This is a genomic window from Polaromonas jejuensis NBRC 106434 (genome assembly GCF_001598235.1).
Classification (GTDB): Bacteria; Pseudomonadota; Gammaproteobacteria; order Burkholderiales; family Burkholderiaceae_C; genus Polaromonas; species Polaromonas jejuensis.
Genome location: NZ_BCYO01000050.1, coordinates 1 through 11,404 on the forward strand (window position 1 = coordinate 1; position 11,404 = coordinate 11,404).

General features: G+C 65.3%; 9 protein-coding genes. 3 read left to right on the forward strand and 6 right to left on the reverse strand.

The window, feature by feature from the left end:
• Positions 1-154: 154 nt before the first annotated feature.
• From argH to ocd, 3 genes are all read right to left on the reverse strand, one after another.
• A complete protein-coding gene (gene argH / locus PJE01S_RS23580) occupies positions 155-1,549 on the reverse strand; it encodes an argininosuccinate lyase (protein WP_068836160.1) in 1,395 nt (464 codons plus the stop codon).
• A 64-nt stretch (positions 1,550-1,613) separates the two neighbouring features.
• A complete protein-coding gene (gene rocF, locus PJE01S_RS23585) occupies positions 1,614-2,540 on the reverse strand; it encodes an arginase (protein ID WP_068836161.1) in 927 nt (308 codons plus the stop codon).
• 20 nt (positions 2,541-2,560) lie between these two features.
• Complete coding sequence (gene ocd / locus PJE01S_RS23590) at positions 2,561-3,628, reverse strand: ornithine cyclodeaminase (protein ID WP_068836162.1); 1,068 nt, start codon at positions 3,626-3,628, stop codon at positions 2,561-2,563.
• A 186-nt stretch (positions 3,629-3,814) separates the two neighbouring features.
• Between ocd and PJE01S_RS23595 the strand changes: the two genes are divergently transcribed.
• Both PJE01S_RS23595 and PJE01S_RS23600 read left to right on the forward strand, forming a co-directional pair.
• On the forward strand, positions 3,815-4,267 hold the full coding sequence (locus tag PJE01S_RS23595) for an Lrp/AsnC family transcriptional regulator (protein WP_068836163.1): 453 nt from the start codon (positions 3,815-3,817) through the stop codon (positions 4,265-4,267).
• A 134-nt stretch (positions 4,268-4,401) separates the two neighbouring features.
• On the forward strand, positions 4,402-7,380 hold the full coding sequence (locus PJE01S_RS23600) for an L-glutamate gamma-semialdehyde dehydrogenase (protein WP_068836164.1): 2,979 nt from the start codon (positions 4,402-4,404) through the stop codon (positions 7,378-7,380).
• Between the two features lie 4 nt (positions 7,381-7,384).
• On the opposite strand, the gene PJE01S_RS23605 is transcribed toward PJE01S_RS23600, so the two are convergent.
• The gene (locus PJE01S_RS23605; protein ID WP_068836165.1) at positions 7,385-8,596 is read right to left on the reverse strand and encodes an NAD(P)/FAD-dependent oxidoreductase; all 1,212 of its coding nucleotides are present in this window, start codon (positions 8,594-8,596) and stop codon (positions 7,385-7,387) included.
• A gap of 316 nt (positions 8,597-8,912) precedes the next feature.
• Between PJE01S_RS23605 and amrS the strand changes: the two genes are divergently transcribed.
• On the forward strand, positions 8,913-9,983 hold the full coding sequence (amrS, locus tag PJE01S_RS23610) for an AmmeMemoRadiSam system radical SAM enzyme (RefSeq protein WP_068836166.1): 1,071 nt from the start codon (positions 8,913-8,915) through the stop codon (positions 9,981-9,983).
• Between the two features lie 231 nt (positions 9,984-10,214).
• Here the strand turns inward: amrS and PJE01S_RS23615 are convergent, their stop codons facing one another.
• Positions 10,215-10,502, reverse strand: a complete 288-nt coding sequence (locus PJE01S_RS23615) for a GYD domain-containing protein (protein WP_068836167.1) — start codon at positions 10,500-10,502, stop codon at positions 10,215-10,217.
• A 138-nt stretch (positions 10,503-10,640) separates the two neighbouring features.
• On the reverse strand, positions 10,641-11,404 hold a 764-nt coding region (locus PJE01S_RS23620), incomplete at its 5' end, for a M28 family peptidase (protein WP_068836168.1).

The following is an 11,404-nucleotide window of genomic DNA, read 5'->3' on the forward strand; positions in this document are numbered from 1 at the left end:
CTCCTTGGGCTGGGCCTGGGCGCTGAGACCCGATGCGCACAACACCAGGGTGGTGACGGCAAGACTGGCTAGACGTTTCAAACTCATGAAATTCTCCGGTAAATAGTTATGTATAGGTGGGGTGAAAAACTAAAGCTTGGCATGTGGCGGCCGGTCAGGCCGCTTCTATCCGTTTACGGGCACTCTCAATGGCGCTGGTGACTGCAGCGGGTGCAGTCCCCCCGACATGATTTCTGGCCAGAACCGAACCCTCCAAGGTCACCGACTGGAAGACGTCGGCCTCGATGACGGGGGAAAACTGGCGCAATTCCTCGAGGGTCAGCTGGCTCAAATCCTTGCCGGATTCGATGCAGCGGCGCACCGTCAGCGCGACCACTTCATGCGCTTCGCGAAAGGGCAGGCCGCGGCGCACCAGGTAGTCGGCCAGGTCGGTCGCGGTCGAAAAACCAGCGCTGGCGGCCGCGCGCATGCGCGCCTGGTTGACGCTCAGCGAAGGCAGCAGGCGGCTGAACACCCGGACCGAGCTGCGCACGGTAGCTAGCGTGTCGACCAGCGGCTGCTTGGACTCCTGGTTGTCCTTGTTGTAGGCCAGGGGCTGGGATTTCATCACGGCCAGCGCACTGGCCAAGTTGCCGAACACCCGGCCCGCCTTGCCGCGCGCCAGCTCCGGAATGTCGGGGTTTTTCTTCTGCGGCATGATGGACGAGCCGGTGCAGAAACGGTCGCCGATTTCGATGAAACCGACCAGCGGGTTGGACCAGAACACCAGCTCCTCCGACAGCCGCGACAAATGCATCATGATCTGCGCGCCGGCGCTGCAGGCGTCAATCACGAAATCCCGGTCCGACACGGCATCCAGCGAGTTCTGGCAGACCCCGGCAAAGCCCAGCCGCCCGGCGACGAAATGCCGGTCAATCGGGAAGGAGGTGCCGGCCAGCGCGGCCGCTCCCAGCGGCAGCTCGTTCAGGCGCTCACGGGCCTGGCGAACGCGCTGGATATCGCGCAGAAACATTTCGACATAGGCCATCAGGTGGTGGCCAAAGGTCACCGGCTGCGCAATCTGCAGATGGGTGCAGCCCGGCATGAGGGTGGCGGCATGGGTGCGGGCCAGGTCCAGCGCCACGCTGACCAGTGCCTTGAGCTCGTCGCCCAGGGCATCGAGCTCCTGGCGGGTGTACAGGCGCAGGTCGGTGGCGACCTGGTCGTTGCGTGAGCGCGCGGTGTGAAGCCGCTTGCCGGCATCGCCTATCAGCTGCGTCAGGCGGTGCTCGATGTTCATGTGCACGTCTTCACGGTCCTTAGCCCAGGGGAAGACGCGCTCCTCGATTTCCTGGCGGATCTGGGCCATGCCGCGCTGTATGTCGGCCAGGTCCTGTCCGGACAGCACGCCGATGCTGGCCAGCATTTCGGCATGGGCCAGGGAGCCGGCGATGTCCACGCTGGCCAGGCGGATGTCGATGTCCAGGCATTGCTGGTAGTCGGTCAGCAGCTCGTCCATGGGCGCCGCAAAGCGCCCGGACCAGGCTTCGGTTTTTGCTTCTGCAAACATGTCGTTGTTGTCTCCTGTGTCTCTGTCGTTGTGGGTTGATGTGTCGCCAGCGGCCTGGGCTGTGTCAGGGCCCGTCGGCGGGCGCCCGCCGCATCAGGGTGGACTTGCCGAACAGGCTTTCGATCAGGTCCACCGCCAGTTCGGCGGTCTGGTTCCTCACGTCGAGCGCCGGGTTCAACTCGACCAGGTCGAGCGAGCCGAGCAAGCCGGTGTCGGCAATCATTTCCATGCACAGCTGGGTTTCGCGGTAGCTCGGGCCACCACGCACCGCAGTGCCGACGCCGGGCGCAATCTCCGGGTCCATGCAGTCCATGTCAAAGCTGACATGCAGGTGGGTGTTGCTGTCAGTGCCCGCTAGCGCCAGCTCCATCACGGCACGCATGCCAAATTCGTCGATGTAGCGCATGTCAAAGACTTCAAATCCCAGTTCCTTGACAAAGGCGCGCTCGCCGGCATCGACGCTGCGCACGCCGATCTGGCACAGCTCGCGTGCCTGCAGGGCGACCTCGCCGCCCAGATGCGTGAGCGCTTCGGGCCCGTGGCCCAGCAGGCAGGCCACCGGCATGCCGTGGATGTTGCCGCTGGGCGTGATGTGGGCGGTGTTGGTGTCTGCGTGGGCATCAAACCACAGCACGCGCAGCTGCTTGCCGGCGGCCTTGCAGTGGCGCGCCACTGCGCTGATGGAGCCGATGGCCAGGCAGTGGTCGCCGCCCAGCAGCACCGGCAACTGGCCAGCCGTCAGCGCGTCGTGCACAGCGGTATAGATGGACCGGTTCCAGGCAATCACTTCGGGCAGGTGGCGAAAGCCGTCGCGCGGGGGTTCCCAGGGGTTGGGCGGGCCGGCCAGGTTGCCGCTGTCAATCACTTGCAGCTGGCGATCGCGCAGCGCCTGCGGCAGGCCGGCGACCCGCAGGGCGTCGGGCCCCAGGCCCGCGCCGCGCACACTGGCGCCAATATCGGTGGGCGCACCGATCAGGTGGATGGTTTTCACAAGCGATTTCTGCGGTTCGGTCAGCAGGCCGCCGCAGTGCTGCGGTTCGGAACGCTTGCCGGTGCGGACGCGCTGCGGGCCATGCCCATGCCATACAGGTCTTTCGGGTCCATCAGTTCAGGAATCAGGTCCAGCACCCGTGCGCTGTCTTTCAGCACATGTTTTTCCAGGTAACGCATGGCGGAGAAGTCTTCCAGCGCAAAGCCCACCGAGTCAAAGACCGTGACCTGGCTCGCATCGGTGCGCACGGTCGCCTGCCCGTTCAGCACCTGCCACAGCTCGGTCACCGCAAAGTCGGGCGGCATTTGCTGCAGCTCGCCTTCGATGCGTGACTGGGGTTCGTACTCCACCACCACTTTCGCTGCGTGAAGAATGTCGGCGTGCAACTCGGTCTTGCCAGGGCAGTCGCCGCCCACGGCGTTGATGTGCATGCCGGGCTCTATCATCCCGGGCGTCAGGATAAGGGCGTTGGTCTTGTCGGCCGTCACGGTGGTCACGATGTCGGCGCCGCGGACCGCGTCGGCGGTCGAGCTGGCGCGGTAGATGCGCAGCTTGGGGTAGGCGCTCAGGTTGCGCACCAGCTTGTCGGTGGCCTGCGGATCCACGTCGTAGACCCGCAGCTCTTCGATGCCCATGAGGCAGTGAAAGCCTATGGCCTGGAACTCGCTTTGCGCGCCATTGCCGATCAGGGCCATGCAGCGGCTGTCGGGCCGGGCCAACTGCTGGGCGGCCAGCACCGAGGTGGCGGCCGTGCGCAGGGCCGTGGTCAGCGTCAGCTCGGACAGGATGCGCGGGTAGCCGGTGGCCACGTCGGACAACACGCCAAACGCCGTGACGGTCAGCAGGCCGTCGCGGGTGTTTTGCGGGTGACCGTTCACGTATTTGAAGGCGTACTGGCGGCCGTCGGAAATCGGCATCAGCTCAATCACGCCTATCGGCGAGTGGCTGGCCACGCGGGCCGTCTTGTCGAACTGGGGCCAGCGCCGGAAATCCTCGCCAATCATGCGCACCAGTTCCCCGATGGCCCCTTCGGGGCGGGTTGTCGCCAGATGCTCCTGCAGATCGTTCGTACCAATAAAAGCAACCATCATTTTTCCTTCGTTGTTAGGCAAACCACCCGGTTGCGGAAATTTTTGTAGCGGGCAAGCTTGGCGGGTGGCGATGCGCAATCTTAGGTCGGCTGGCTGGAAATTTGATTTCCTATTGATGCATGTTTGTGCTAAATTAAGAAATAATATTTCATTAAAGTTGAAAATTTAATCCAAGGATGACTGATGGATGCCTATGATAGAAATATTCTGAAATGGCTTCAGGGCGACGGCCGGATGAGCAACGTGGAGCTGGCCGAGCGCATTCACCTGTCGGCGCCACAAACCCTGAGGCGCGTGCGCACGCTGGAGGAGAGCGGGGTGATACGCCGCTATGCGGCCCTGGTCGCGCCCGCAGCCGTCGGGCTGGAGGTCACGGCCTTTGTCAGCCTGTCGCTGGACCGCGAGCAGTTTCGTAATGTGCGCGAGGTTGAGCGCAATGTGATAGCTTTTCCTGAAGTCATCGAATGCCACATCATCTCGGGCGACTCGGATTACCTGCTCAAGGTGGTCGCAGCCAGCCTGAAAAGCCTGTCCGTGTTTTTGACCGACCGCCTGATGCAGGTGCCCGGTGTTGCCGGCGTGCGCTCGATGATCTGCATGGAGGAAGTCAAGCCACAAAGCAGCCTGCCGACCTGATGGCGCGCGCAAGCCGGACTGGCACGGCGAGTGGTTGGAAGGTTTTATTTATTCTGAATTTATGTAGAAATTTGGTGAAAAATTAATCAAAAAACGATTCAACATTAGATATCAACTAAATATCTTGAGGTTTTATGCGTTTACCATTCCCTTATCTGCCCGAAGCCGAAGTCGTCTCCTGCCGTCTGGAGGCCTTGAGCGGCGCGCTGGACTGGGCCGCCGCCAGCCAGTCGGCCCAGCCCTGGGTGCAAGCCGTGCGCGACAACCCGCCGCCCTTCTGGGCCATGGAAAGCCTGCTCAAGGAATACCCGATTTCCAGCGCCGAAGGCCTGGCCCTGATGCGCCTGGCCGAAGCCCTGCTGCGCGTGCCCGATGCCGAAACCGCCATCGCCCTGACGGCCGACCAATTGGGTCGGGCCGACTTTGACGGTGCCAGCGATGGCGTGATGGCCCGCCTGTCGGCCTCGGCCATTGCGCTGTCCAAGAAGTTCTTGCCCGAAGGCGGTCAGCCCGGCCTGATGAGCAAGCTGGGCGCCCGTACCGTGGTCGCGGCCACGCTGCGCGCCGTGCAATTGCTGGGCCACCAGTTTGTGCTGGGCCAGACGATTGGCGATGCCATGAAAGAGGCCGACAGCGCCCGCAAGAAAATCGCCAAGCTGCGCTTCAGCTACGACATGCTGGGCGAGGGGGCCCGCACCGACAAGGACGCGCTGCGCTACCTGGACAGCTACGCCAACGCCATCAAATCCATCGCCACGGGTGCGCGCGCCGATGTGCCCTGCGAGCGGAACGACGGTATTTCCATCAAGCTCAGCGCGCTGCACCCGCGCTACGAGGACGCGCAGCACGCCCGCGTGATGGCCGAGCTGGTGCCGCGTGTCTGGGGTTTGTGCGAGCAGGCCGCGCAAGCCAATATCAACCTCACCATTGACGCCGAGGAAGTCGACCGGCTGGAGCTGTCGCTGGACGTGTTCGAGGCGCTGGTCGCCAAAGTGGCCCAGAAGTATCCGCAGTGGCAGGGCTTTGGCCTGGCCATGCAGGCCTACCAGACCCGTGCGCTGGAGCTGATCGAGCACATTGCCGCGATTGCCCGCAAATACAAGCTGCGCCTGATGTGCCGCCTGGTCAAGGGCGCCTACTGGGACTCCGAAATCAAGCGCGCGCAGGAAATGGGCCTGCCGCACTACCCGGTGTTCACCCACAAGCACCACACCGATGTTTCGTACCTGGCGTGCGCGCAGGCCCTGCTGGCCGCGCCCGATGCGATCTATCCGCAGTTCGCCGGCCACAACGCCGGCACCATCGCCGCGATCCTGCAGATGGCGGCGCGCCTTGGCGTGCCCTTTGAGTTGCAGCGCCTGCACGGCATGGGCGAGGGCGTGTTCCGCGAAGTGCTGAAGAACCCGCTGATCAGCTGCCGGGTCTACGCCCCGGTGGGTGCGCACCGTGACCTGCTGGCCTACCTGGTGCGCCGCCTGCTGGAAAACGGCGCGAACTCTTCCTTTGTGCACCAGCTCGCGGACGAGTCCGTCGGCATGGGCGAGTTGCTGACCTCGCCGCTGCGCCTTGCGCCCGAGCCGTCCCTGCCGCTGCCCATGGCGGTGTACGGCCCAGGCCGGCCCAACAGCCGCGGGCTGGATTTGACGGTGGAAAGCATGCGGGCGCCCTTGCTGGCCGCGCTGGCGACCACGACGCTGCCCGCCGTGCCGGAGTTTGATGCCAAATTGGCCTCCAGCGCCGTTGCAACGGGCGTAGTTAGCTATCAAAAATGGAGCAAGGTGGCGGTTGCCGAGCGTGCCGCCGTCCTGCGCCGCGCCGCCGATGCGCTGGAGCAGCAGATGCCCAGGTTTTGCGCGCTGCTGGTGAAAGAGGCCTTCAAGACCTGGGGCGATGCCGTGTCCGAGGTGCGCGAGGCGGCCGACTTCCTGCGCTACTACGCGGGCGAGGCCGAGCGCATCATGGCGCCCGTGGCCCTGCCGGGACCAACCGGCGAGACCAACGAGCTGCGCCTGAGCGCGCGCGGCGTCTGGGTCTGCATCAGCCCCTGGAATTTCCCGCTGGCCATCTTCATGGGCCAGGTGGCGGCCGCCCTTAGCACCGGCAATGCCGTGCTGGCCAAGCCGGCCGAGCAGACGCCGGGCGTGGCCTGGGAAGCCGTGAAGCTGATGCATGCCGCCGGCGTGCCCGAAGGCGCGCTGCAGCTGCTGCACGGCCCGGGTGAAACCGTGGGCGCCGCGCTGGTGGCCGCGCCCGGCGTGGCGGGGGTGGTGTTCACCGGCTCCACCCAGGTGGCCAAGATCATCAACCGCGCCCTGGCCGCCAAGGACGGCCCCATCGTGCCGCTGATCGCCGAAACCGGCGGCATCAACGCCATGCTGGTGGACAGCACGGCGCTGCCCGAGCAGGTGGTGGACGCGGTGGTGCAAAGCGCCTTCCGCTCGGCCGGCCAGCGCTGCTCGGCGCTGCGCCTCCTGTGCGTGCATGAAGGCATTGCCGATGGCGTGATTGAGATGATCCAGGGCGCTGCCCAGGAACTGGTGCTGGGCAACCCGGCCGAACTGACGACCGATGTCGGCCCGGTGATCGATCGCGAGGCCTTTGACAACATCCAGAAGCATCTGCAGCGCCTGGCTTCCACGTCAAAAGTGCTTGCAGCCCAGAAGGAACGGGCATCATCAGCTACGCAATCGATAGCAGCCATGCCCAATAGCGTGCCACCGTCGGCCTTCGAGGTGCGCAGCCTGGCCGATGTCAAGGATGAAATCTTCGGCCCCGTGCTGCAGATCGTGCGCTGGGGCAGCGGCGCGCTCGGCACGCCCGAGGCGGTGATCGCCCAGATCAACGCGCTGGGCTACGGCCTCACGCTGGGGCTGCAGACCCGCATCGATTCGCGCGCGCAGGCGCTGGCTGCCGGCGCCCATGTGGGCAACATCTACGTCAACCGCAACATGATTGGCGCCGTCGTCGGCGTGCAGCCCTTCGGCGGTGAAGGACTCTCCGGCACCGGCCCCAAGGCGGGCGGGCCGCACTACCTGTACCGCTTCTGCGCGGAGCAGACGCTGACGGTGAACACCACGGCGGCGGGGGGCAACGCGGCGCTGTTGGCGGGGTGAGCGCTCAGGCCGCCAGCGCCTTGAGCAGCCCGCCCCACGAAAAAAGCTCGCCGGGGTCGCCTGACTCGGCCAGCAGCTCCTCCAGTTGCGCCTTGACGTATCGTCCGCGGCGCGCGCGGGCGGCGATGAAATCGCAGGCCGCCGGGTAGGACAGCCACTGCTGCGCAGTCTCATAGGCAGCGAAGCGGGGCGCCAGGGCCTCGGCCAGCGATTGCTCGTAAGCCGGGCCGAATGTCGTGGCGGTGAGCTTGCCGCTGAAGAAGCCAAAGGCGTGCTCGGCGGCGAGCATCCCGGTTTCCAATGCCTTGCCAATGCCTTCGCCGCTGAACGAGTAGGTGCTGCCCGCCGCCTCGCCCGCGACCAGCAGGCCGGGGCGTGCCAGGCGCGCGCCTTTCAGCGCTGTGCGCAACGGCGCCCCCTTTATCTGTCCCAGCGGTTCCGCTTCGGCGAGCAGCCGACGCGCCAGGGGGAAGCGCTCCACGAAGGATGCAAACACCTGCCGCACATTCCCGACGGCGGGGTGGCGTGGCGCATCGAAGAAGTAGCCGGCGCCGACATTGAACACGCCGTCCGGGCCGGGAAAAATCCAGCCGTAGCCGGGGCAGATGCTGCGGTCGAAGCAAATGCACAGGGCGTCGAGTTCGCGCGCCAGCGTTTCGCTGCGGAAATAGCCGCGCACGGCGATCCCGCTCGCTTCCTTGCGCTCGCATACGCCGGCGAGTTCCAGCGGCGCGCTGGCGGCGCCGGTGGCGAGCAGCAAGAGCTCGGCGCGAATGGCGGTCTCGGCACGGTTCCCGGGCACCTTGAAGCAGGCGCCGCGCAAGGCGCCATCCGATTCCATGAAGCGGGCAAGGCGCAACGGGGCAAGAAACCTCGCCCCGGCCGCCACCGCGGCACCGCGCAGCGCATCGTCGAGCCGCAGCCGCGGCAGGCAGGCGAGTTGGCCGCCGAGTTCCACATGGCTGCCGTTGGGCGCGAAAATACGCATGCGTTGCAGCGGCCGCGCCACCGACAGCACCTCGCGCGCCAAGCCGAGCCTGTCCAGCGCCCGCAGCGCGTCGGGGATGAGCGCGTCGCCGCACACCTTGTCGCGCGGAAAGCGGGACTGGTCCACCAGGACCGTGTCGATTCCCGCCCGCGCCAGCGTCATCGCCGCAGCGCAGCCGGCCGGGCCGGCACCTATGACCAGGACTTGCGCCGCGTGATCGGAATTCACCTCGCTGCCTCTCGTCAAAGATTCAGGATCTCCGCTCTACCGCTTTACGTTTGGCTTCAAGTTGAATGGTAGCCCGAATAGGTCGTTCGGTCATGAGCCCTTTCATCGCGCGGCGATCGCTTGAACCATTATGGGCACCGCGGCAGTTCTCCCTGTAAAGCCGCCAGACCCGCGCCCTGTTCACAGGCCTGCTATCTCGCTCAAAACCAGGTTTCGAAAACGGGCATCGGCGCCTGTCGGATGGGCCAACGGCTACGATACTTGCATTCAGGCGGTTGAATTTCCTGTCTGTGGTGGCCGGAAGGAGAGGAATGCAATGGACTACCCGGGACGCTATTGGCACATGCTCGACGATGGCCGCATCCAATGCGACCTCTGCCCGCGTGACTGCCGGCTGCACGAGGGCCAGCGCGGCGCCTGTTTTGTGCGCCAGCGCGCCGGCGACCGGATGGTGCTGACCACCTACGGCCGCAGCTCGGGCTTCTGCATCGACCCGATCGAGAAGAAACCGCTCAACCACTTCTATCCGGGATCGAGCGTGTTTTCCTTCGGCACCGCGGGCTGCAACCTCGCCTGCAAGTTCTGCCAGAACTGGGATATCTCCAAGTCGCGCGAGATGGACACGCTGATGGACCAGGCCAGCCCCGAGACGATCGCGCGCACCGCGGCCCGGCTCGGCTGCAAGAGCGTCGCCTTCACCTACAACGATCCGGTAATCTTCGCCGAATACGCGATGGATGCGGCTGACGCCTGCCACGAGCAGGGACTCGCCGCCGTCGCGGTCACCGCCGGCTACATCCACGACCAGCCGCGACGCGAGTTCTACGCCAAGATGGACGCGGCCAACGTCGACCTGAAGGGCTTCACCGACGATTTCTACTTCCGCCTGTGCGGGGCCAGGCTGCAGCCGGTGCTCGACACGCTGGTTTATCTCAAACATGAAACCGAGGTCTGGTTCGAGATCACCACCCTGCTGATCCCCGGCAAGAACGATTCGGAGCAGGAGATCGAGGCCGAATGCCGCTGGATAGCGCGCGAGCTCGGTACTGACGTGCCGCTGCACTTCACCGCCTTCCATCCGGATTACAAGATGATGGATACGCCGCCGACACCGCCGGCGACGCTGACGCGGGCGCGCGAGATCGCACGCGCTCACGGCCTGCAGTACGTCTATACCGGCAACGTGCTGCATGACCGCGAGGGCGGCACCACCTTCTGCCACGGCTGCGGCGAAGCGCTGATCGTGCGCCACTGGCACGAGATCCTCGCCTACGAAGTGACCAGCGGCGGCCACTGCGGCACGGCAATCCCCGGCCGCTACGCGGCTTTCTCCGGCCCTTTCGGCCGGCGGCGGATCCCGGTGCGCGTACATGCGCAAACGGCGTGAGGCTGGCGGCCGGAATGCGCGGGCCTGCCGCTGTAGCCAGCGAGCCCGTCTGCCAGCAGGCACGCGGCCGGCCCCGATTTTTGAACTGCATCTCGACTTCATCGTTTCTCCCTCCGTCATTCCCGCTCCCTGGCCTCGATTCAGGCTACTGCGAACGGAAAGCGCCGGCAGGTGGTTACGACGATGGGGCCGTGATGTTTCGTCCTCCCAAGGAGGAGGACGGCTAGCCTGCTAGAGCGTGCCGAGGAACTCGTTCCACGGTGTGCCTTGCAAGGTTTCGGTCGTCGAATGCCCGTAGGCGCGGATGATCATGGCGGCCTTCTCAACCTGCTTGATGTCATTCGCCTCAACGATATCGACCACATCGAACCGCCCCAGCGTGGCGTAGCTTTCCTTCCAGGTGACGCCGGGGCATCCGCGCTTGATTTTCTCCGCGACCGTCGCGGCCAACTGTTTGAATTCGCCCGGATCGCGGAATGCATCCGGAGAAAAACGGCTAAGAATCACGTAGCTTGCCATGGAACACCTCCGTTGTGCTGTGGTGAGCGCACCCGCAGGCCCGTGCGCAGGGCACGGGAGCCACCCCGGCAAACGGGGATTGGCCCCGTGAATTTCATTATAGGAAGCGGTCGCCGGAATGGGGCCGTTTTTCGCCGTTCACCGGGAACGGTCCGGCCGCGACGCCATGGTGGTCAACGCAGCCTGCAGTCCCATGACGACTCGCGCCATGGCGGGATAGTTGAGCTGGTCGGGCGTGTCCCGGCGGCTGTGATAGGGGGCGTAGCGGTAGAAGGCGGTGTCGGTGACCATCAGCGCCGGATAGCCCTCGCGCCAGAAGGGGAGATGGTCGCTCCAGGCGACGCCCGGGACGAACTCGAACGTGGCGAGCGACTCCGCCGGGAAATCCGAGTGGGAGCGGAAGGCCTGCACCCATTCGCGCAATGGGCGACGGGAGGCGAAGTTCGACACGAAGCCGATGAAATTGGCCCGATCCGGATAGAAGAACCCGAACAGCGGCGGGTAGCGCTGACTGCCGGGCGCGTCGCTGTAGTACCCCAGCATCTCGAGCGAGACCATCAGCCGTATATTGTCGCCGCGGGCACGCGCCGCTTTGGCGTAGACCATGCTGCCCATCTCGCCGCGGTCGAAGAACGGCGACTCCTCATTCACGAAGGCGACGAAGCGGACGGTGCGGGCCAATTTCACAGGCTGCGCCTGCGCCAGCGCCCGGCTGAGTTCCAGCAGTGCAGCCACGCCGCTGGCGTTGTCGTTGGCGCCGGGGCTGCCGCTCACGGAGTCGTAGTGCGCCCCGATCACAATGATCTCCCCCGGCCGGCTCGCGCCGGCCAGCGTGACCTCGAGGTTCTCGCTGCGCACCCGGTACGCCTCGTAGCTCTGGGACACGACCTGATAGCCCTGAG

What these genes read in the sequence shown, in the direction of transcription:
- PJE01S_RS23600 (WP_068836164.1), top strand. Translation starts at nt 4,402, where the DNA reads ATGCGTTTACCATTCCCTTATCTGCCCGAAGCCGAAGTCGTCTCCTGC.
- PJE01S_RS23595 (WP_068836163.1), top strand. Translation starts at nt 3,815, where the DNA reads ATGGATGCCTATGATAGAAATATTCTGAAATGGCTTCAGGGCGACGGC.
- PJE01S_RS23615 (WP_068836167.1), bottom strand. Translation starts at nt 10,502, where the DNA reads ATGGCAAGCTACGTGATTCTTAGCCGTTTTTCTCCGGATGCATTCCGC.
- amrS (WP_068836166.1), top strand. Translation starts at nt 8,913, where the DNA reads ATGGACTACCCGGGACGCTATTGGCACATGCTCGACGATGGCCGCATC.
- argH (WP_068836160.1), bottom strand. Translation starts at nt 1,549, where the DNA reads ATGTTTGCAGAAGCAAAAACCGAAGCCTGGTCCGGGCGCTTTGCGGCG.
- ocd (WP_068836162.1), bottom strand. Translation starts at nt 3,628, where the DNA reads ATGGTTGCTTTTATTGGTACGAACGATCTGCAGGAGCATCTGGCGACA.